This is a genomic window from Arthrobacter sp. 05N33_2, assembly GCF_056397425.1.
In genome coordinates, this window is the sequence record NZ_JBFTNJ010000059.1 from 1 (window position 1) to 20682 (window position 20682).

Genomic DNA, 20682 nt, shown 5'->3' on the forward strand with positions numbered 1-20682 from the left:
GATAGAGCAGCGCCGCCAGTACCTCGGAGAGTTCGGAGTTGCTTTCCGCACGCTGCCGGAGGAGCCGCAGATGAGCTTCCTGGAGGGCCGGACCGGGGCTGCAGCCAAGGTCGCGGTCGAAGAGCCGCCGGCAGCGGTCATAGGCCGAGAGGCCCTCCGCCGGCAGGCCTGCCTGTTCATAGGCCGTCACCAGCACCGTCCAGGCCCGCTCGTTCAGGGGCTCCGCGCGAATGGCAGCCTGGACCAGGTTGACGGCATCGTCTGGTTTGTCCAGCAGAGCCGCCGTTTCTGCCGCGAGGATCTGCAGCGCCACCTTTTCGGCTGTATGACGTGCGCGCGCCTCTTCGGCCCAATCGGAGGCAAGTTCGAACCCGAGCAGCGGCTCGGCGGAAATCTCCAGGGCCTCGAGCATCAGGGGGTAGGCCTCTGCCGGAGGCAGCTCACCCGCGTCGCGGACCAGGTCACGGAACCGGAACAGATCGAGGTCCACGAGCGTAGGGTCCAGCACGTAGCCACTGTTGGCCGTGCGGAGCGGGCCGGTCTTAGTCTGCCCCGGCTGGATGGCACGGCGGATACCGCTGATATAGCTCTCGAGGGTCGCTACGGAGCCGTCACTGGCTCCTGCTCCCCAGAGAAGATCGATCAGGCGGGTCTTGGACACGGGCGTGCCAAGGTTCAGGAGAAGGATTTCCAGTATGTGCCGGGGCTTGCATCCGCCCATGTCGGCGGCGGTGAGCGCCACGCCGTCCCGGCGCACTTCGAATGATCCGAAGAGGCGGACCGAAATGGAAGGTGCTGTTTCCTTTGGGCTATCCACGATGTTCTCCGATTTCCCCAGGTAAAACGAACTCAATCGTCTATGGAGAGCCGGATCAACATTGAAACCAGGCCGTACTGAGGCTCTGTTCCCTCCGGCTTTCCAATGACACCGTGACACGCCCGGCGGGGCGCAACAAGGCATGCCGCTACCCGATCTTTCGCCCAAAGAAAGACGCGTACAGGGGTCAGTACCGCTGAGTAAGCGGGCGGAGCGGAGGGCAGGTGATTGCGGCGCCAACCAAGTAATTCCGCGGGCCGCCGCCATGCGGACCCAAGTAGTTTAGGCGGGCAAGGAATTGGCCCCCGGCGGCCAAATTCCAGCACGTTGAACCGCGGGTCCGGACCGGGTTTCCCTACTGGTTATCGGTCATCTCGGCGGGCACAGCCACCAGTCGCAGGTCCGCGCCGTCCCGGAGCACGGCAAGGTCCAGCGGCTCCCCGATCGCTTCGGCGAACAGCAGTTTCTGCAGGCTCTCGGCGTTGGACACATACATTTGTCCAACCTTCAGGAGGATGTCGCCGGCCCGTAGCCCGGCCCGCTCGGCGGGGGAATCCGGAAGGACTTCGACCACGAGCAGGCCCTCCCTGCGGCCCGTCCGGACGACGGCGCTCGGCTGCAACTGGATGGGTGTGTTGACCAGGCCCAGGTAGGCCCGGCGGACGCGGCCGTCCTTGAGCAGCGAAGCGATGATCCGCCGGGACGTCGCGTTGATGGGAACGGCCAGGCCGAGCCCAACACCGGCCACGGCCGTATTGATGCCGACGATCCGCCCGCGGGCGTCTGCCAGCGCCCCGCCGGAGCTGCCGGGGTTGAGGGCCGCGTCGGTCTGGATGACGTCCTCGATCACGCGCCGGCTCCGTCCGGACCAGACCGGGATCGAACGGCCCAGCCCGCTGACCACCCCGGCGGTGACGGAGCCGGCGAGCCCGAGCGGATTGCCCACGGCGATGACCAGCTGGCCGACCCGGAGGGACTCGGCATCGCCGAGTTCAGCCGGTGCCGCGATGGGTGCCCTGCCGTGGACCACGGCAAGATCGGAGAGCGGGTCGGCGCCCACCACGTCAACAGCCGTGCTGGTGCCGTCGGCGAAGACTGCGTGGCCGGACTGGGCGCCTCCCACCACGTGGGCGTTCGTCAGCAGATATCCGTCCGTGGTGAACAGCACGGCCGACCCCGCACCGACCCTCAACCTGCCGTTGCGCCCGTTGCCGGTCATCTCGAGCGCGGCGACGTGCTGGGTGACAGCCTCGGCCACGCGGATGACCGTTGCGGAATAGGAATCCAGCGGGTCTTCGGACACATCGGATCCGGATACCCTGCTGATGGACGCGGCCACGGTGCACCTCCTGCTAAACGGTACTCATCCAAGTCAACCACCGCCGTCCCGGGAGTAGTCCTGGCGGGCCTACGCCGTCAGAGAAATACGCAGGATGAAGCGGCRRCGGTGCAACAGTTCAGCCCSGCGCGGATCCSCGRCTAGGCTCGGACGTAGATCCGCCCGACAGCCCAGGAGAACCTACGTGACAYCARCGTCCGCCTCCCCCGCCCCGCTGCCCCTGCCGGGTCTGACCTGGGGCATCAAGCGCAGCTTTATGGATTACATTTCGGGACTCCCGGACGGTGCTGTTTCCGCGGCCGACGGCGCCACGGTCACTGCGTCCGGAGAGTTCTGTTTCGCTCCCGCCGGTTCCGAGTACGATCCCGCCAGTGGCACCGGGGTGCTGCGGTTCCGCGGCGATGTCCGCGTCGCCGGTCACCACGGAATGATGTTCGTTCGGCTGCTGGATCCATGGGTCGAGTTCGCGGCCGGGCACGGGGTCCTGTCCATCAGCACGGGCGACGGCGGCGGGACCGAGCGCTCGGATGTCGGCACCCTGCGCACTGCCGCGCCCCGCAACATGGAAGGGTTTCTCGTCTGGGAGCGCGTCGAGGTCGCCATCTCCCAGGCCGGTTCGGAACTGTTCGACGGCCAGTACGCCGACGGCCAGGCGATGGACCCCCTCGTCATCCGGGTGCCGGCGTAGTCAGGACGGGCCACGGCGCGGACGCTAGCGTGGACGCACCGGACGCACCCTCACCGGCGCGATGATCCCGATCAGGGCCACGGCGGTCATGGAACCTGCCGCCATGATCGAGGCGAGGACGACGATCTGGAAGCGGCCCGCTTCCAAGGGTGAAAGGCCGCCGAAGATCGCACCCACAAACGCCCCGGGCAGGGTGACGAGTCCCGTCGTCTTAGTCTGGTCGGTCGAAGGGATGAGGGCTGAATAGACGGCGCGCCGGGCCAGCTCCAACGTCGACTGACGCCGGGTCGCCCCCAAAGCCAGCCACGCTTCAACCTCATCCCAACGTTCATTCACGGACTCGGCAAAGTGCCGGCCGGCCAGGGTGGCGATGGTCATAGCATTGCCGATCACGATCCCCCCAATTGCCAGCGCGTAGCGGGGCGTCAGGGCTATCGCGCCCGTGCCGAAAACGATCGCGAGGGTCACCAGGATGCCGGCCGCCATCGAGCCGCCCACTACCGCCAGGCGGCCCCAACTCCACCCCAGGCGACGCGCGGCCGTCACTGCGGCCACCGAAAACATCACGAGAAGTGCGGCGCCGACCCAGACCGGACTGGTGATGACAGTGCCCAGTATGAGGCTGATGACAGCCAGTTGCACAGCCCCGCGCAGGATGGCCAGCGCCGGCGCCGTTCGGTGCGGGATCCGGAAAACCGCAAGCAACCCCACGGTGACCAGCATCAGGAGCCCGACGCCCAGCAGCGTGGGCAGGAGATCAGTCAGGGCGGTCATCACGCCAGCCTATAGACCTTCCCGGCAGCACCATGGGCGGCATCGGCTGTCGGCTGCCTTCCCCCGCCGGACACGGCTGCCGTGCTGGGCACCCGCGCGTCCGTCTGCAAGGATGTGAACGGTCGTCGCGCCGTCGGGGATTGAAACTGGTCAAAGGAGATGCTCCATGGTTGAACCCGCCCTCTTAGCAGACGGCGTCGACAGCGAGGCCCGCCGGCATGTGCTCCGGGCCTTAGCGGCGGGCACGGGCATCGGGTGGGACGGCGCGGACCGGGCCGTCTTCGAAGAGCGCTTCGACCGTCATTTCCCGGCCTTGTTCCGGCTGTTCCACGATCTCTACGGCGCACGGCCGGATTGGCTGGATCAGCTCACCGACCTTGTGATGCAGTCTGCCCGCTCGTGGGCAGAGAGGCCTGCCGCGCTCAAGGGCCTCGACGCCGAACGGGAACACAACAGCGGCTGGTTCCAGTCCAACACCATGCTCGGCGGCGTTTGCTACGTCGACAGATACGCCAGGGACCTCGAAGGCGTCCGCGCCCGGATCCCCTATTTCAAGGAACTGGGCCTGACCTATCTGCACCTGATGCCGCTGTTCCTGGCCCCCGAACCGCACTCCGACGGCGGCTACGCCGTTTCCAGTTACCGGGACGTCAATCCCAGGCTGGGCACCATGGAGCAGCTGCGTGACCTCGCCGCCGAGCTGCGGGCGAACGGCATCAGCCTCGTGGTCGACTTCATCTTCAACCACACCTCCGACGAGCACGAATGGGCCCGGAAGGCGGCCGCGGGCGAGCCGGCCTACAGCGACTACTACTGGATCTTCCCGGACAGGTCCATGCCGGACGCGTTCGAGCAAACCGTGCGCGAAATCTTCCCGGACGACCACCCCGGCTCATTTGTGGATTTGCCGGACGGACGGTGGGTCTGGACCACGTTCCACACCTTCCAGTGGGACCTGAACTACTCCAACCCGGACGTGTTCCGGGCCATGGCGGGCGAGATGCTSTTCCTGGCCAACCAGGGCGTGGACATTCTCCGGATGGACGCCGTCGCCTTCATTTGGAAGCAGCTCGGCACGCCCTGTGAGAACCTTCCCGAAGCCCACACGCTGCTGCAGGCGTTCAACGCCGTGTGCCGGCTGGCGGCGCCGTCGCTGCTGTTCAAGTCCGAGGCGATCGTCCACCCCGACGAGGTGGCCCGCTACATTGACCCCGCCGAGTGCCAGCTCTCCTACAACCCCCTGCAGATGGCGCTGACCTGGGAGGCGCTGGCCACCCGCGACGTGTCCCTGCTCACCCAGGCCCTGGAGCGGCGCCACAATATTCCGGACGGCACGGCGTGGGTGAACTATGTCCGCAGCCATGACGACATCGGCTGGACGTTTGCGGATGAGGACGCTGCCGAGCTTGGCATCAATGCCTTCGAGCACCGGCGGTTCCTCAATTCCTTCTTCGTCAACCGTTTCCCTGGCAGCTTCGCCCGCGGCGTGCCTTTTCAGGACAACCCCCGCACCGGCGACTGCCGGATTTCCGGCACAACGGCGTCGCTCTGCGGGCTCGAGGGCGGAACCGCTGCGGCGGTGGACCGGATCCTGCTGGCCCACTCGGTGGCCTTCAGCACCGGGGGCATCCCGCTGCTGTATCTCGGTGACGAGGTCGGCCAGTTCAACGACTACGGGTACGCCGCCGAGGAAGGCCACGGAACGGACAGCCGCTGGGTGCACCGGCCGCACTACCCGGCCGCAGGGTACGCGCGGCGCGCGGAGCCGGAAACCCCCGCCGGGGCGGTCTTTGCCGGGCTGCGCCGGATGGTGTCCGTACGGTCCGCGACGCCGGAACTGGCCGGGACCCGGCTGGTCGGGTTCGYCACGAACAACCCGGGAGTCCTGGGGTATCAGCGTCCCGGAAATGGAACGCTGATCCTCGCCCTGGCCAACTTCAGCGACGGCCCCGAGGAGGTAACGGCGTTGACGCTCTCCGGCTTCGCGGCCGGCGCCGTCGACATCCTGACCGGCGCCCACGTGTGCCTCGACGCGGGACTGGTCCTGGACGCCCGGCAGTTCGTCTGGCTCCGGGTGACGCCCCGGCCTTGAGGCGCTGGCCCGCGGCTTATCGGCATGAAATATCGGTAGCGGCTGTGTCGGCGTCCGCTGCGCCGCTTCGCCCGGGTGCCGTGTCCGGCCGCACACTGGTTGAGGAGAGCGTGCGGCCGGAATCTGTGGACGAACGGCCCCGTGGCGGCCGGCGGCCGGTCTTATGCGGCCTATTTCCACTCTCCCCCATCCCGCTGAGAAGAGACTGAGAGCAGCCTCTCCCTGGGGACGTGCGCCCAGGCAGGAGCGCTCCGGCCACCGCCGGGGGTGCCGGCCGGGCGGGCGGCGCCGGCAATGCGGCCGCGGTGGTTGTCCCGAACCGCGCATTGACRCATTCTTGGAGCATGGCACTGGGCAAACGGGCCCCCTCCGGCCCCGGCACGGGCGAGATTCGATGGGGCGTGCGGAAGCGCTCGACGGCGGTCGCCGTCGGCGTCGTAGCCGTGGCGCTGCTGCTCGGCGGCGTCGTCCTTCTGGTCCTGCTGCAGGCGTCCCTGGCGCGGTCGAGCGACGCCGCAGCCCAGCAGAAGGCCCTGGACGTGGTCGCCGAGATGGAGGACATGGACATCGAGGATGCCCGCGCCTACATCATTGACACCGCGCATGCGGGCCAGTTCGTCCAGGTGCTGGATGCCGAAGGGTACGTCCTGGCCAGCTCGGACCCCGAGGTCGCCAACGCCCCGCTGTCAGCCCAGCGGCCCAGCCCGGGCCAGACCATGACCCAGGACGTCTCGAGCCTTCCGAGCATCGGAGACACCGACGACTACCACATCGTCACCGTGGGAGCACGGACCGGCACGTTGAGCTATACCGTGGTGGTGGCCCAGGCCTCACAGATACAGGCGGACACCATTTCCACCGTCGCGTGGTTCATGCTGGGAGCCACGCCGCTGCTGCTCGGGACCGTGGCCGTGGCCGTATGGCTCCTGGTGGGGCGTTCCCTCCGCCAGGTTGAGCGGATCCGTGGCCAGGTGGCCCGGATCAAGGCCGAGCGGCTGGACGGGCGCGTCGACGTCCCGCCGACCAACGACGAAATCCACGCCCTGGCGCTGACCATGAACACCATGCTGGACCGGCTGCAGGCCTCGGACACCGAACAGCGCAGATTCGTCTCGGACGCCAGCCACGAGCTGCGCAGCCCGCTGGCCACGCTGAGGGCCGGGATCGAGATCGCGGCGGCGGACCCGACCGGGGCGATGTGGCTTCAGATGAAGGATGTCCTCTCCGAGGAGACGGCCCGCATGAGCTTCCTCGTGGAGGACCTGCTGACACTGGCCAAGGCCAATGACGGCGGCCTGCGCGTGGAGCAGAAGGACGTCGATCTTGACGACGTGCTGGACCAGGAGATCCGCCGGCTGCGGTCCACCAGCCGGCACCAGATCTCGGTGAAGCTCGTTCCGACCCGGATCCGCGGCGACGCCCGGCGGCTGGCGCAGGTCCTGCGGAACGTCCTGGACAACGCGGACCGTCACGCCCTGTCCCGGATCGCCGTGGACCTGCACACCGCCGCGGACCGGGTCATCCTCACTGTCGACAACGACGGCGACCCCATCCCGGAGGCGGACCGGGAACGGATCTTCGAACGGTTTGTCCGGCTCGATGGCAGCCGTTCCCGGGAAGGCGGCGGCAGCGGACTGGGCCTGGCCATCGCGGCTGGAATTGTGGCCGCCCACCATGGGAGCATCCGTCCGACGGACGGACCGGCGGGTCACTGCCGCTTTGAGATCACATTTCCCCTTCCGGAACCTGTGGAGCCGGCCGACGTCACTCCTCGGAACTCCCGGCGGCACGGGGTTCAGGGGTCGGGTCGGCGCTGAGCAGATAGCCCATGCCACGCACCGTGGTCAGGCTGTGGATCCCGAACGGGACATCAATCTTGCGCCGAAGGTAGCCGATGTACACCTCCACCACATTGTTCGCGCCCTCGAAAGCCGGATCCCAGACGTTTTGCAGGATTTCCGCCTTTGAAACGATCTGGTCATGCCGGCGCATCAGATAATGCAGGAGCCCGTACTCCCTGGCCGTGAGGCTGATGAGGGTGTCGCCGCGGCGCACACTGTGGCTGACGGGGTCCAGGGACAGCGTGCCAAGTGTCATGATGACAGGCCTGGCGGGCGCTCCGCGCCGGATCAACGCCCTGATCCGGGCCACCAGCACCAGGAAGCTGAACGGCTTGGTGAGGTAGTCATCAGCGCCCAGGTCGAAGGCATCGGTCTGGTCGTATTCGCCGTCCTTGGCCGTGAGCATCAGCACCGGAGTCCACACCTTGCGTTGCCGCAATTCCTTCAAGACGTCGTAGCCGTTCATCCGCGGCAGCATGAGGTCCAGCAGGATGGCATCGTACGCGTTCTCCAGCGCCGCCGCGAGTCCCCGCACGCCGTCGTGGGCGACGTCGACGACGAACCCCTCGTTCTTCAGCCCGCGGCGGACTGTTTCCGCCAGGGCATGCTCATCCTCCACCATCAGGATCCGCAATCCAGCCCCCTCTCTTTGGGCCAGTATGGCCCTTCCGGGGCCGTGCTGGAAGGAACCTGGCGGGTCCAGTGGGAGGGATGCCCGTCGCTGTTCGGTCAGGCCTGTTGGGGAGGACCGAACAGCCACCCCGAAACGTCGCTGCGCAGGACCACGTGCGGTCCGCCGGTGGAACTGACGCTCCCGTTGGGGACGTAGTAGCCGCGCCCGGCTCCGGGGCCGCCGGCTGCGCGGTCGATGGCGTCGGTCAGGCGCCGGGTCAGGTGCCCGCTGGGGCCCAGGGACCGCAGTTCATTGAGTTCGTCCTGCGTGAGCCGTCCCAGCACTGCAGCAATATCGGCCATGGTGAATCCTCCCGACGGATGGTGCGGATGGTGCCCAAGGTGGATGGTGCCTAAAGAATCAGGCTAGGGCACCCAAATTAACGGCGCGTGACGCCCCGGTGACCAGTGGCGAACAAAGCAGGAAGGCCGGCGTCTGGGGCGTCCGCCTCCGGGTGTCATGAGCGTCACTGCCGCGACTGCCCCGGTCCCCAGCATTTACACGGCGTCATGCTGTACGGTTCAATCCCGGAGATCCGGAGATACAGAGATAAGTAGATCCGGAGAGACTCCGAATCACACGCCCAGCAACTGAAATGAGTATCACCAGGTGGCAACCGATTATGACGAAGTACGCTCCGACGTCGCGGAATCCCGCAACGCTTCCCTGGAGGCGCTCCGTTCGGCGAATGCGCCTGACGCGCGAAGCGTTGTCCGCGAACTCGACGAGGCCGATACCTCCGAAGGCGTGGAGCTGCCGGGGGCAGACCTGTCCGGCGAGGAACTGACCGTCACGGTCATCCCGCAAAAAGAGGACGAATTCACCTGCTATTCCTGTTTCCTGGTGCGGCACCGGTCCCAGCTGGCCAAGGAGAAGGCCGGCCACGCCTACTGCGCAGACTGCCTCAGCTAGAGCCCCCGGCAGGACCGGCTCAGCCGGTCCGGGGACGTTCAGCGCTGCAGGTGTGGTTCCGGCGCCGGACGCTACCCGCCGGGCCACCCGTCGAATACACTTCTGTCACATGCTTCACAATAGTGTCGGGAGGCGGCAGGACATGACCAGCCGGGGCACGTTCGGCTACGCTCCTGTTTGACGATGCGGCGATTGCCGGCACACGGCCGGAGGCTGACCATGCGTAAATCCACCAGCAGCTTGGCTGACCCTGCTGCTGTGCCGCCGTCGGCCGCCGCCAACGACGCCAGTGGACCCGAACGATCCGACGGGCCGGCCATGCCGTTTGAAGGGCCGGCGGGCACCCGTACCCCCCGCACCGGCAAACCCGCCCGCGCAGGGAGCCTGCAGCGCGAATGGTCCAGGGCATTCATCCTGGTGATCCTTGCCCTGCTCGCCGGGGCCGCGGTGACCCTGGTCGGCGTCCGTTTTGTCACGGACCAGATCCAGCACGCCGCCGCACAGCACCGCGTCGAGTCGGAGGCCATCTCCGAGCTCCGGACCGGCATCGAGACCCACGAACAAGCCGGACTCCAGCTGTTGTCCGCAGGACCCGCAGATCCGTCCGCCTTTTTGTTGCAACAAAAGGACCTCTCCGCCCAGTTCGATGCCACCGCCCGGATCCTGCCGGAGGCGTACGGCATGCGGGCCACAGTCCGCGGGGCCCGGGCCGCCTGGCAGGAGGGACTGTCCGCGCACAATCTCTGGGGAAGCCAGGTGGCCACTCTCCACGGCAACCGAGTGGCGGAGGCGCCGGCGTTCGCCGAATCCAGCGCCAAGGCCCGCGCCCTGCTCGCCGACGTCCGTCGCGCTTCGCTCGACGCGCTTGACGACGGCGTCGCCCGTGGGGCCGGGCTTCAGCAGATGGTATCGACCGTCCGCACGGCCCTCTTTGCGCTGGCCGCGGGCGGGGTGTTCTTTTTCCGCCGGCGCATGACCAAGTACCTGATGCGCCCTGTGGAGGGTCTGTACCGCGGGGTCGTGAAGCTGCAGTCCGGTGATTACAGCCACCGGATCAGCGTTGTCCGCAATGACGAACTTGGCCAGCTGGCCGAGGCCTTCAATTCCATGGCCGCCACCGTGCACGACAACCACCTGGAACTGACCTTCCGCGCCACCCACGACCCGCTCACGGGACTGGCCAACCGGGCAGTCCTCACCGAACGCCTCACCGCCGCGTTCGACCCCGGAGCAAAGAACCCGGAAACAGCTGGCGCCGAGGTCTGCGACGGGCGTGAAGGCCTGCTCGTCATCGACGTCGACGACTTCAAAGACGTCAACGACTCGCTGGGCCATGAGGGCGGCGACGCGTTGCTCATCCAGCTGGCCCAACGGCTGCGGGGCTGCGTGCGCGGACATGACCTCGTCGCCCGGCTGGGMGGSGACGAATTCGCGATCGTCGTSAYGGAYGAGGGCGGCACGGCGACAGACGACGTCGCACGGCGCATCCAGGACACGCTGCGGGAYCCTTTCTGCATCGATGACGTCCGGCTGAAGGTAACCGTCAGCATGGGCGCCGCCCAGCGCAACGCCGGCACTGCAGATCCGGCCGAGTTGATGCGGCAGGCGGACTTCGCCATGTACATGGCCAAGCACGGCGGCAAAGGCCGCTACCAGCTCTTCGATGCCCGGGGATATGACGAAATGACCTACCGGGCCGCTCTCCGGGCGGACCTCGCCACAGCCGTGCAGGCCGGGCAGTTGCGCCTCGATTACCAGCCCGTCGTGAGTCTCGGCACCGGCGAGATCGCCGGGGTGGAGGCCCTGGTCCGCTGGGAGCACCCGACCCTGGGCCGGCTGGGACCGGCCGACTTCATCCCCTTGGCCGAGGAAACCGGCGAGATAGGGCCCATCGGCTGCTGGGTCCTGGACACCGCAAGCCGTCACGTCGCCGGCTGGCGCCGGTCCCCCGGCACTGCCGAAGACTTCTGGGTCTCGGTCAATCTTTCCACTCTTCAGCTATCGAGTGACCGGAACCTGGCAGCCCTGGAGCGCATCCTGGCCCACCCCGCCTCGCAGGCCGACAAGGTGATCCTCGAGGTCACCGAATCGGCCCTGGCCACGAGCGCCGACGGCGGGGTCGCTGCCCTGAACCGGCTGAAGAGCTTCGGCGTCCGCATCGCAATCGACGACTTCGGGACCGGCTTCTCCTCGCTCAGCACGCTCGCTGCGCTGCCCGCGGACATTCTCAAGATCGACCGTGCCTTCCTGTCCGGGCTGCCTGGGGACGCCCCGGCCGCGGCGATGCTCGAGGGCATTCTGGAAGTGGCCCGGAAACTGGACCTGGCTGTCATCGCCGAGGGCATCGAGCACACCGGGCAGCTGGATCTCCTGCGCTCGCTCGGCTGCGACATGGGCCAGGGCTTCTTTCTGGCCAGTCCCAGCCCGTCCCCCGTTCTCGAGGCGCTGCTGGCCTCCGGGGCCCGCCTGCAGCCACCGGCCGGCATGGACGCGACGGCGGCCGGCACCTGAGCCGGCCGAAGGACCGGACCCGGCGGTCGGCGTTGTGCTCAAACGGCGGGGAAGACCAACGAGGGCTCGTCCGCGGTGGCCAGTGTCAGGACGGCCTCTTCCACCGTTTCGTGGTCCTCAAGTTCGCGTTCAACGCGGCGTAGGGCCACGGCGACGTCGTGTTCCCGGAGGTCCCCCTGTATGTCCACGGCCGCCACGACGTAAAGCTTGCGCGGGCCGACGTATTCGAGATGCAGGTACGTGATGCGTTCGATCGCTGGGTGCTCGAGGAGGCGGCGGACCATGGTGCCCTCGATATCGCCGGTCACGGCTTGCCCCACCAGGAAGCGCCGGTTCCGGTCGATCAGCACGACGGCAACCACGGCCAGGAGGATGCCCACCAGAATGGACCCCACGGCGTCCGGCACGGAGGACCCCGTGACCTGGTGCAGGAATATCCCGGCGAAGGCGATGAGCAGGCCAACAAGCGCTGCCCCATCCTCGGCGAAGACGGCGCGCAGCGTGGGGTCGGAGCCCTTGAGCACCTGCTCCAGGGTGTTCCGGTCCAGCTCTCGCGCCGCCTTCCGGTTTTGCCGGAACGCCTGGATGAAGGACACGCCTTCAAGGACGAACGCGATGGCCAGCACCAGGTAGGCGATCCCATAGTCACCTGGCGGTTCCGGGGTGATCAGCTGCTGGATGCCGTGCATCACCGACACCACCGCGCCGGCCGTAAACAAGCCAAAGGCGGCGATCATTGACCATACGTAGGCCTCGCGCCCGTAACCCATGGGGTGGGCTTTGTCGCGTTTCCGCGCGGCTTTCCGTTCGGCGATGAGCAGGAAGACCTGGTTGCCGGTATCGGCCCAGGAGTGGGCCGCCTCGGCAGTCATGGACGCCGAGCCAGAGATAAGTGCGGCCACTGTCTTGGCTGCCGCGACAAGGACGTTCGCTGCAAAGGCAATCAGCACCGTGAGCGATGCGGACCAGGACTTCTTACGCTTCACGCCATTTTCCTCCCTCGGCTGCAGGATGCATGCCAGGGACTACGCTATCTCCCCGGGCTGTCCCGGACCGGCGTTCGACGCAGACTGGTTCCATTCGTGCCGGTCAGGCGCACAATATAGCTAGTACGTTCATCCGCTCGTTTCCTCAAGCCGCTCGGGGTGGTGCGCAATGAATGCTCGTCGGAAGCTGTCATCGCTATGGTTGCTCCTGATCTTGCTGGGCGCCGGCGGGTGCGCCGGCGGCAGCGGATCGCCGGCGTCGACGTCGGCGCCCCCACCCGGCCCCGCCTACGGGGCCGGCCCGACGGCGGGCACCGCCGCCGCCACCACCATCATCACCATCAAGGACTTCGCCTACGGCGACCCGCTCACCGTGGCCCCCGGCGCGGCGGTCACCGTAACCAACATGGATGCCGCGGCACACACGGTCACGGCTGACGAAGGCTCAGCGTTCGATGCCCAGGTCAAGGGCGGCGGCACTGCCACCTTCACCGCGCCGACGAAGCCCGGATCCTACGCGTATCACTGCACCTACCATCCGGGCATGCACGGGACGCTGGTGGTCAAATGAGCGCCCAGAGCCCCGGACGGGCCGTGCGGGTCCATACGGCCGGCATGACACTGCGAATCCTCACGGCCGTTGCCCTGTTCATTGACGCCGCCGTCCACATCCACCTGGCCCCGGGCTACCAGGCGGGGAACTCCGCGGGAATCGGCCAAGGGAACCTGTTCCTGCTGGAATCAGCTGCCGCTGTGCTGGCCGGGTTGTACGTGCTGCTGCGCGGCAGCAGGGCGGCCTTCGCCGTCGCATTCGTCATCGCCCTGAGCGCCTTCATGGCCGTGGTGGCATACCGTTATGTGAATATTCCCGCGTTCGGGCCTTTCCCGGCCATGTACGAGCCCATCTGGTTCTTCGAGAAGTCTGTCAGCGCCGTGGCTGAAGGCGCCGGAGCCGTCCTGGCAGCCATCGGTTTCGTCCGGGCCGGACGGCGGACGAACGGGCAGGGCACCCAGTCCAAGCATTGACCAACCCCGGGCCGCGGACTTGCTAGCATGTGGGCGGGGTGGTTCAGGCTGAAGTCGTTTGCAGAAGGCACGAAACAAGAGGGCACGGCGTCTACAGGCACGGGGTCAGCAAACGTGCCTGGAATCCGGCCTGCAGATCCGACGAGGGGCACCGCTTTCCCGGCGCCAGGGCAGACCGGGCCGGGATCGGCAGCCGCCCGCCGTGCCGTGGCGGATGCCGGCACCGCCGTCGGCGCCTATGTTGTGGTGTGGGCCTGGCTCGGCGTGGCGGTCCTCACGGATCCTGTTCCCTGGCTCCTGGCCCTGGCGGCGGGGGCCGCGGTGATCACCCGGGCCGCCGGCTCCGTTCTGCGGCGGAAACCCCGTTTTTCCACCCCCGCGGACCGCGTCACCCTCGGCAGGGCCGGCATCGTCGCCTGCTGTGCCGCCGAAACGGTGGTGGGGTTGATCGCCGGAGCCGGAACCGGACCAAGCTTTCTGGTGGTTGTCCTGGGCACGGCCGCGTTCCTGCTCGATGCCGTCGACGGACGGGTGGCCCGGTTCACGGGTTGTGCCACGGCCGAGGGTTCACGCCTGGATTCGGATACGGACGCCGCGCTGGTCCTGGTGCTGTCCTGCACGGCGGCGGGAAAGTTCGGCCTGTGGCCCCTGGGCATCGGCCTGATGTACTACGCGTTCCTCGCAGCGGCCTGGTTCCGGCCGTCCCTGAAGAACCCGCTGCCGTCCAGCACGGTCCGCAGGGTCATCGGAGCCACGCAGCCGGCGGCCCTGCTGTTCGCCCTGTTGCCGGGGGTGCCTCCGCCGCTGGGAGCCATGGTGCTCGGGCCGGCGCTTGGGCTGCTGGCCTTTTCATTCGGGCGGGACGTGGTCGAGCTGGAACGGCTCCGGGCAAGCCGCGCTTCGGCCGCCGGCTCCCCCGCCATACGGGCCGGAACACCGGCAGGAACCTAACGCGGTGCGGGTCTCGGCGCCAGGTCCATCGTCGCCGGGCCCTGGATGACGGCGCCGTCGGCGGAAAACCGCGAGCCGTGGCAGGGGCAGTCCCACGTCGAATCGTCCGCGTTGAACGCGACCGTGCAACCCAGATGCGTGCAGATGGCCGAGACGGCGAGGAGGCCCCCGGCAGCGCCAGCGTAGACGGCGGTCATTTCGCCGTCGATCTCCACGACGGTGCCTTCGCCGGGTCTCAGCCCGGCGACGGCCGGTTGATTCGGCAGCCGGTGTGGGGGCGGCTGGTCCGGTTGCTGCCGCACCCCGCTGGCCTGGCCGGCGGAAGGGCGGTTGGTATCGAATACCGCGGCCCAGGGGTTGTGACGGCCCGACAGGGTGTCTGCCAGGATCAGGGCGGCAGCGGTGCCGTTGGTCAGGCCCCATTTGCGCAGGCCTGTGATCACATGAAGGTGCGCCACCGTCGGAGTCATTGTCCCGGCGTAGGGCAACCCGTCGACGGGCATGTTGTCCTGCGTGGACCAGCGGAAGCTGGTCTCCCCAGTGCCGAGGCGTTCCCGGGAGAAAGCCGCGAGGCGGCGGTACCGCTCGGCGGCATCGCCGGCCTCGGCGGCACGGTGCCCCTCGCCGCCGGTGAGAACGAATCGTGAACCCTCAATGTCGATCGCCAGGATGGAGCGCATCGGCTCGTCGACGCTGATGAAGGTTCCGTCCAGGAGCACGGCGGGTGCCAGGCTGGCAACGACGTAGGAACGGTGCAGGTAGCAGCGCTCGGCAAACAGGCCGGCGTCGCCTACGGGGACGTTGGTGGCAATGATCACCTCGCGCGCCCGGACGGTGCCGCTCCCGGTCCCGACGACGGCGGGCACCCCGTCTTGGACCGAGGTGACGCGCGAGTCCTCCAGTACGTGGCTTCCGCTCCCGTCCACGGCGCGGGCGAGGCCTTGGAGGTACTTGACCGCGTGAAGTTGCGCCTGGCCGTCGAACCGRACTGYGCCCCGGGCACCGAACGGCAGCGGCACCTCGGAGGTAAAGACGGCTGGCAGGCCGAGCCGCCCGGCCAGGGCCGCCTCGCCGCGGACCCGGGCGAGGGCGTCGTCGGATTCTGCGTAGGTGTAATTGGATACCCTGCGGAAGTCGCAGTCGATGCCCTCCTCCGCGACGACACGCGCAATGTGCTCGATGGCGGCCTGGTTGGCCTGCCCGTACGTGCCCGCGACGTCCGGTCCGTGCCGGTCCGCGAGTTCGGTGTAGGCCAGCCGGTGCAGGGAGGTGACCTTTCCGGTGGTGTGCCCAGTGACGCCGGTGCCAATGCGCGCTGCCTCCAGGACCGCGACGGTGCTGCCGGCGCGCTTGAGGGCCAGCGCCGCCGTCAGGCCGGCGATCCCTCCCCCGACGACGGCGACGTCGACCTCAAGATCCGTGTCCAGGGAGGGATAGCGGGTGGTACCGGTTGTGGCGATCCAGAGCGAAACCTGCCGTCCTTCGGGCATCCGCGATCAGAGGCCCTCAGTAGCTTCCAGCCGGCCCGAGCGAACCGCCTCGGCGAAGGCCTGGTAGTCSTTTTCGTTCTGGTCCGCGTACCGCTCGGAGRAGTCGGTGATGGAGCGTTCGAATTTGTCGCTCTTGCCCAAGTAAGTGGCGATTGCGATCGGGTCCCCTGACCGGGCGTGGGCACGGGCGAGGGTCCAGCCGCAGGCGTTGGCGTAGAAACCCATGCCGAGCGGTTTCATGCCTTCCACAATGGCTGAGCCCTTCATGTCACGCAGTTGGCGCCAGTAGAGGTACCGGTTGTCCTGCACGCCCTTGGTCCACCCCAGGAAGATGTCGCTCGCGGCCTGCATCATCCGCTGGCCCTGCACCACGCGCTCGCCCGGCTGCTTGAACTTGCTCTTCGGCAGGTGGTCCTCGAGCACTGACCTTGTGGCCTCCTTGACCTGCAGAAACAGCGGATCCTGCTCATCGCGGCCCTGGAGCAAGGCGATGAACGCCCGTGTGCCGACGCTGCCGACGCCCACCACCTTGCGGGCGACATCGATGACCTCGAAGCGCTCCAGCAAGATTCGTCGGTCGTCTGGCAGCGTGGCCCGGTAGGAACGGAGCTGCTCACGAACCGCTTTCTGAATCCCATCCGCAGACATGCCGAATGATTCCCCCAGCTCCCGTGAGGGAATGACGATCGGCGGCTGGCTGACGATCCGGTACTCCCCGTCCACCCGCTCGGCGAGCTTGGAGAGTGCCTGCAGGCTGTCGCGGGTGTGGGCCTTGGCGACGTTCTGTTTCGCCGTCTTTTCCATGCCGTGGGCTGCCTTCTTGAGGGCCTTGCCCTTTTGGGTTGCCACGGCCAGCTCAATGGTTTCCATCAGCTGTTCCTCGGACAGGCGGGCGTACCAGATGTCCAGGGTGCCCATCTGTGCGAACTCTGCCATCGCTTCGCGGTAAGCACGAACGGCGGTGAGTGTCGCGTCGCGCGTTTCTTCCTTGGTGAACGCGTTGTTCCGCGCCGCGATGGTGAAGCTCGCGGCCATGCGTTTGACGTCGTACTCGAATGGGCCGGGCAGAGTTTCGTCGAAATCGTTGAGATCGAACAACAGGGTCCGCTCTGGTGAGGCGAAGACGCCAAAGTTGGAAAGATGGGCGTCCCCGCACAGTTGGGACACCAGGCCGGCCCGGGGAGTGTCTTTCAGATCGGTTGCCATGATCTTGGCGGCGCCCCGGTAGAACGTGAACGGTGAGACCAGCATCCGGCCGTGACGCACCGGCACGAGGTCTTGTTCGCGGGTGAGGTTCTGTTCCTCAAGCAGCGCGACCGGATCCGGGCGATCGGACGCGGGTTTCCACCCGGTGTGGGCGGAGACGGGCGTCTTTTCCCGGCGGCCCTTGCCCTTCGCAGCACGCTCCTCGACACTCGGATGCTTGACTTTTTTGGTCTCGGCCATGATCGGCGACCTCCCTGTTAGGTCCGGAACCGCCACCGGCACTGCTTGCCTGGGTCAGTCCCCGCCGAGCGCGCCACTGCGTCTCGGCTCAAGCTACTGCGATTCTGGCCCCGAACCGGCCCATCGTCAACGCATCGCTGATGGATCCCGCAGCGCAGGCTCAAAACGCCATCTGTTCCGCAGCCGGGCCACTGACCAATCGATTCATGCGGTTCGGGTGATGCCACCCCTGGTCGTGGCGGGTTACGTTCATGACGAGTCGGGCCGATCCGCTCACGTCGCGTCACTCGGCGCACAACACTGAAACCAGATGGAGACATAACCATGGCCGAAGAAGAAGCACCTGTTCTCGCCGTCCTCGCCGACATCACCGCCGTTTCGCTCGAACGCTCCACCCTTGAGCCTCGCGAACTGATGCTGGCCCGGATTGCGGCGCTCGCGGCAGTCGACGCCCCGGGCGCCTCCTACCTGTTCAACGCCGGTACCGCCGTAGACGTCGGCATCACCTTGGAGGATGTCCGGGGCATCCTGATCGCCGTTGCACCCATCGTCGGCACTCCCCGGATCGTGGCGGCGACCACCAATCTCGTCCAGGCGCTGGGCTTTGCCCTCGAAATGGCGGAGGAAGAACTCGAAGCAGGGACCCCGGACTAGTACCCTTACTTACGAACCGCACGTCACGGCGTCGGCAGTTCCTCGTTGCATCTGCCACGATGCCCTGACTAAAGGCGGCCCATGAACAAGAACCGGCTGGAGGCGTTCAGCGACGGCGTGCTGGCGATCGTCATCACCATCATGGTGCTGGAGCTTCACGTCCCCGCCGAACCGACCTGGCCGGCCCTGCTTCACGAGCTTCCAACGCTGCTCAGCTACCTGCTGAGCTTCATCTATGTCGGGATCTACTGGAACAACCACCACCACATGCTGCATCTGGCCGGGCGGATCAACGGTGGGGTGCTCTGGGCAAACCTGCATCTGCTGTTCTGGCTCTCCCTCATCCCCTTCACCACCCGGTGGATAAATGACACGGGCCTGGCGGAGGTACCCGTCCTCGTCTATGGGCTGGACCTGCTGTTCGCCGCCATTGCCTACTACATCCTGAAAACAACCCTGATCCGCCAGCAGGGACGCGGCGGCGCGCTGGACCGGGCCATGGGGCAGGACTGGAAGGGCAAGGGATCGCCGGCGCTCTACATCGCCGGGATGGGGCTCAGCCTGGTGAACCCGCTCTTGGGGATCGCCGCCTATTCGGTGGTCGCCGCGATCTGGCTCATCCCGGACCGGCGTGTGGAGCGGTTCATCGCACACACGTGAGTCCAGAGGCGCAGGTGTGTCCCGGAGCGGCTACTGCCGGACGCGTTGGGCCAGCGAGGCGCTCAGGAACCGCAGATGCGCCGGTGCCGGCGCTACCACGTGGGCCGCATAGCCCGGGTGCTTGCCCAAGTACTTCTTGATGTAGGGACACACCGGAACGATCGTGAGGCCCGCGGCGATAGTCTCATCGAGTGCCTGCTCGGCCAGCACCCCGGCCAGCCCGCGGCCGCCATATTCCTCGTTGATCTCCGTGTGGTAGAAAATCCGCTGGCCCGCCCCGACGTCGTCCACGTAAGCGGCCTGGCCGATCACGGTGCCGGCGTCGAGCACTTCGAAACGGCTGCGCTGCGGGTTGTTACTGATGGTGATCGTGGTCAATATGGTCTCCTTGAGCGGGCCGGATTGGCCAGGCAGTCGGGCTTACGGGTGCAGGGCTGGCTGGGCCTGCCGGAATGAACAGGTCAGCCGCGGGGCCGGATGCGGGCATTCGGCAGGGCCGGGGCAGGGAGAGCGGCGGGGCCGCCGGGCGGGAACGGGCCGAACCGCAGGTCGGATGCTCGCCCGCCGGCGTCCGCGCCGGAGTCCTCAGTGCCGGCGCCCGCGCTGGAGTCCGCAGGGCCGGCGTCCGCGCCGATCTCGGACTGCCACTGGTCCCTGTACGCGACGATCTCCTCATGGCTGCGGCCGACGAAGTTCCACCACATCACGATTTTTTCGCCCAGCGGCTCTCCGCCAATGAGGAGAACGCGGGCTCCCTCGCTGCCCGCGACCAGGGTCAGGGACCCGTGGCCGACGGGCAGGTACGCGAGGTTGTCCGTCGGGACCGGCTGCCCGTCCAGGGCGAGGTTGCCCGAGTCCACGAGCAGGCCGTGTTCGAAGGACGCATCTGTTGCGAGCGTCAGCTCCGTCCCCGCTTCGAGCAGGAGCTCGGCACCGAGCAGGGGCGTGTGGGTGGTGACGGGCGAGACGGACCCGGCGAGTGCGCCCAGGAAGACGCGCATGGTCCAGCCGTTTCCGCTGACCGGCTCCGGACGGTAGTGCTCAAAGGTGGGCGCCATGTGGCGTGCCGTGTCCGGCAGCGCCACCCACAGCTGCGCGCCGTGCAGGACGGTGGTGTCCGGGGTGGAAAATTCCGAATGGCTGATGCCGCGGCCGGCGGTCATAAGGTTCACTTCACCGGGCCGCACCGCTGCGTGGAAGCCGGCCGAATCCCGGTGCTCGATTTCGCCTGTGAACAGCCAGCTGACGGTTTGAAGACCGGTGTGCGGGTGGCGCGGGACTTTCATGCCGCCGGAATCGCCGACCTGGTCCGGGCCGTAGTGGTCCAGGAAGCACCACGCCCCAATGAGGCTGCGCTGGCGCTGCGGAAGGGTGCGCCGCACATCCATCGCGCGCGGGCCGCCCAGCGGGACCTGCCGCGGAACCAGGAGTTCGACGCCGGCGCAGGTCCTGTCCGTTTCGCAAAGGATTTCCTGGGGCGCGACTTCGGTATTGCTCATGATGACAGCCTAGCTTCGCGCGGTCCGCGGGTCAGCCTTCGGCACACGGCCTGGACTTCCAGGACCGGGCCTCACATCCAGGCCGAACGGCGCAATGGGGGTTCCGCGCCGCCCGGGCGCTGGACCAGGATCTGGTTCACGCCCGTGATGCCAGCCTCGAAGCCGAGTGCGCTCGCGGCCATGTAGAGCCGCCACACCCGGGCCCTTCCCAGTCCGGCCAAACGCACGGCCTCGTCCCAGTGCTCCTCCAGGTTCCGCACCCACGCCCTGAGCGTCAGGGCATAGTGGGGCCGCAACGCCTCGACGTCCATGATCTCCAGGCC

Annotated in this window: 21 protein-coding genes; 10 read left to right on the top strand and 11 right to left on the bottom strand. The window is 67.5% G+C overall.

Translation table 11 applies throughout. The features are described from left to right. The coding region (locus tag AC1DHX_RS16945; RefSeq protein ID WP_476900271.1) for an AfsR/SARP family transcriptional regulator at positions 1-817 on the bottom strand (817 nt) is incomplete at its 3' end. A gap of 355 nt (positions 818-1172) precedes the next feature. Beyond that, entirely contained in the window at positions 1173-2156 is a 984-nt protein-coding gene (locus tag AC1DHX_RS16950) for a S1C family serine protease (protein WP_476855968.1), read from the bottom strand. A gap of 184 nt (positions 2157-2340) precedes the next feature. Here AC1DHX_RS16950 and AC1DHX_RS16955 point away from each other — a divergent pair, with 184 nt between their 5' ends. Next, positions 2341-2844, top strand: coding sequence for an HtaA domain-containing protein (locus tag AC1DHX_RS16955; protein ID WP_476900272.1), 504 nt, complete (start codon positions 2341-2343; stop codon positions 2842-2844). A 24-nt stretch (positions 2845-2868) separates the two neighbouring features. Here AC1DHX_RS16955 and AC1DHX_RS16960 read toward each other — a convergent pair whose 3' ends face one another. Further along, a complete protein-coding gene (locus AC1DHX_RS16960) occupies positions 2869-3618 on the bottom strand; it encodes an ABC transporter permease (protein ID WP_459384844.1) in 750 nt (249 codons plus the stop codon). Positions 3619-3784: 166 nt separating this feature from the next. Here AC1DHX_RS16960 and AC1DHX_RS16965 point away from each other — a divergent pair, with 166 nt between their 5' ends. Next, positions 3785-5710, top strand: a complete 1926-nt coding sequence (locus AC1DHX_RS16965) for an alpha-amylase family protein (protein ID WP_476900273.1) — start codon at positions 3785-3787, stop codon at positions 5708-5710. 344 nt (positions 5711-6054) lie between these two features. After that, positions 6055-7527 carry a sensor histidine kinase gene (locus AC1DHX_RS16970; RefSeq protein ID WP_476855971.1) on the top strand — a complete coding sequence of 491 codons (1473 nt, stop codon included), beginning with the start codon at positions 6055-6057 and terminating at the stop codon, positions 7525-7527. Here AC1DHX_RS16970 and AC1DHX_RS16975 read toward each other — a convergent pair. Together AC1DHX_RS16975 and AC1DHX_RS16980 are read right to left on the bottom strand one after the other, a co-directional pair. Further along, entirely contained in the window at positions 7475-8185 is a 711-nt protein-coding gene (locus tag AC1DHX_RS16975) for a response regulator transcription factor (protein WP_230008877.1), read from the bottom strand. The genes AC1DHX_RS16970 and AC1DHX_RS16975 overlap by 53 nt on opposite strands. A gap of 95 nt (positions 8186-8280) precedes the next feature. Continuing rightward, entirely contained in the window at positions 8281-8526 is a 246-nt protein-coding gene (locus AC1DHX_RS16980) for a hypothetical protein (protein ID WP_230008878.1), read from the bottom strand. A gap of 307 nt (positions 8527-8833) precedes the next feature. Here AC1DHX_RS16980 and AC1DHX_RS16985 point away from each other — a divergent pair, with 307 nt between their 5' ends. Continuing rightward, positions 8834-9136 carry a DUF4193 domain-containing protein gene (locus AC1DHX_RS16985; protein ID WP_028276793.1) on the top strand — a complete coding sequence of 101 codons (303 nt, stop codon included), beginning with the start codon at positions 8834-8836 and terminating at the stop codon, positions 9134-9136. A 219-nt stretch (positions 9137-9355) separates the two neighbouring features. Continuing rightward, the gene (locus AC1DHX_RS16990) at positions 9356-11647 is read left to right on the top strand and encodes a putative bifunctional diguanylate cyclase/phosphodiesterase (protein ID WP_476900274.1); all 2292 of its coding nucleotides are present in this window, start codon (positions 9356-9358) and stop codon (positions 11645-11647) included. Between the two features lie 38 nt (positions 11648-11685). Here AC1DHX_RS16990 and AC1DHX_RS16995 read toward each other — a convergent pair whose 3' ends face one another. Next, on the bottom strand, positions 11686-12633 hold the full coding sequence (locus tag AC1DHX_RS16995) for a cation diffusion facilitator family transporter (protein ID WP_476858638.1): 948 nt from the start codon (positions 12631-12633) through the stop codon (positions 11686-11688). Between the two features lie 202 nt (positions 12634-12835). On the opposite strand from AC1DHX_RS16995, the gene AC1DHX_RS17000 reads away from it, so the two are divergent. The 3 genes from AC1DHX_RS17000 to AC1DHX_RS17010 all read left to right on the top strand — a co-directional run bounded on the left by AC1DHX_RS17000 (position 12836) and on the right by AC1DHX_RS17010 (position 14610). Continuing rightward, on the top strand, positions 12836-13204 hold the full coding sequence (locus AC1DHX_RS17000) for a cupredoxin domain-containing protein (RefSeq protein ID WP_476855974.1): 369 nt from the start codon (positions 12836-12838) through the stop codon (positions 13202-13204). Positions 13205-13248: 44 nt separating this feature from the next. Continuing rightward, complete coding sequence (locus AC1DHX_RS17005) at positions 13249-13659, top strand: hypothetical protein (RefSeq protein ID WP_476855975.1); 411 nt, start codon at positions 13249-13251, stop codon at positions 13657-13659. A 114-nt stretch (positions 13660-13773) separates the two neighbouring features. Further along, the gene (locus tag AC1DHX_RS17010; protein ID WP_476858639.1) at positions 13774-14610 is read left to right on the top strand and encodes a CDP-alcohol phosphatidyltransferase family protein; all 837 of its coding nucleotides are present in this window, start codon (positions 13774-13776) and stop codon (positions 14608-14610) included. Here the strand turns inward: AC1DHX_RS17010 and AC1DHX_RS17015 are convergent. After that, complete coding sequence (locus tag AC1DHX_RS17015; RefSeq protein ID WP_476900275.1) at positions 14607-16100, bottom strand: FAD-dependent oxidoreductase; 1494 nt, start codon at positions 16098-16100, stop codon at positions 14607-14609. The two genes, AC1DHX_RS17010 and AC1DHX_RS17015, sit on opposite strands and share 4 nt — an antisense overlap. Before the next feature lie 6 nt (positions 16101-16106). Beyond that, a complete protein-coding gene (locus AC1DHX_RS17020) occupies positions 16107-17546 on the bottom strand; it encodes a DUF2252 domain-containing protein (RefSeq protein WP_476900276.1) in 1440 nt (479 codons plus the stop codon). A gap of 324 nt (positions 17547-17870) precedes the next feature. On the opposite strand from AC1DHX_RS17020, the gene AC1DHX_RS17025 reads away from it, so the two are divergent. Next, complete coding sequence (locus AC1DHX_RS17025) at positions 17871-18200, top strand: carboxymuconolactone decarboxylase (RefSeq protein WP_476849568.1); 330 nt, start codon at positions 17871-17873, stop codon at positions 18198-18200. Between the two features lie 81 nt (positions 18201-18281). Beyond that, positions 18282-18860, top strand: coding sequence for a TMEM175 family protein (locus tag AC1DHX_RS17030; RefSeq protein ID WP_028276784.1), 579 nt, complete (start codon positions 18282-18284; stop codon positions 18858-18860). A gap of 30 nt (positions 18861-18890) precedes the next feature. On the opposite strand, the gene AC1DHX_RS17035 is transcribed toward AC1DHX_RS17030, so the two are convergent. The 3 genes from AC1DHX_RS17035 to AC1DHX_RS17045 form a co-directional block, all read right to left on the bottom strand. Next, entirely contained in the window at positions 18891-19238 is a 348-nt protein-coding gene (locus tag AC1DHX_RS17035) for a GNAT family N-acetyltransferase (protein WP_476858642.1), read from the bottom strand. Positions 19239-19321: 83 nt separating this feature from the next. After that, positions 19322-20359: a pirin family protein gene (locus tag AC1DHX_RS17040; protein ID WP_476858643.1), complete on the bottom strand. Its 1038-nt coding sequence runs from the start codon at positions 20357-20359 to the stop codon at positions 19322-19324. A 71-nt stretch (positions 20360-20430) separates the two neighbouring features. Then, a partial coding sequence (locus AC1DHX_RS17045) for a class I SAM-dependent methyltransferase (protein ID WP_476900277.1) occupies positions 20431-20682 on the bottom strand: 252 nt, incomplete at its 5' end.

What these genes read in the sequence shown, in the direction of transcription:
- AC1DHX_RS16960 (WP_459384844.1), bottom strand. Translation starts at nt 3,618, where the DNA reads ATGACCGCCCTGACTGATCTCCTGCCCACGCTGCTGGGCGTCGGGCTC.
- AC1DHX_RS16970 (WP_476855971.1), top strand. Translation starts at nt 6,055, where the DNA reads ATGGCACTGGGCAAACGGGCCCCCTCCGGCCCCGGCACGGGCGAGATT.
- AC1DHX_RS16980 (WP_230008878.1), bottom strand. Translation starts at nt 8,526, where the DNA reads ATGGCCGATATTGCTGCAGTGCTGGGACGGCTCACGCAGGACGAACTC.
- AC1DHX_RS17005 (WP_476855975.1), top strand. Translation starts at nt 13,249, where the DNA reads ATGACACTGCGAATCCTCACGGCCGTTGCCCTGTTCATTGACGCCGCC.
- AC1DHX_RS17025 (WP_476849568.1), top strand. Translation starts at nt 17,871, where the DNA reads ATGGCCGAAGAAGAAGCACCTGTTCTCGCCGTCCTCGCCGACATCACC.
- AC1DHX_RS17030 (WP_028276784.1), top strand. Translation starts at nt 18,282, where the DNA reads ATGAACAAGAACCGGCTGGAGGCGTTCAGCGACGGCGTGCTGGCGATC.
- AC1DHX_RS17040 (WP_476858643.1), bottom strand. Translation starts at nt 20,359, where the DNA reads ATGAGCAATACCGAAGTCGCGCCCCAGGAAATCCTTTGCGAAACGGAC.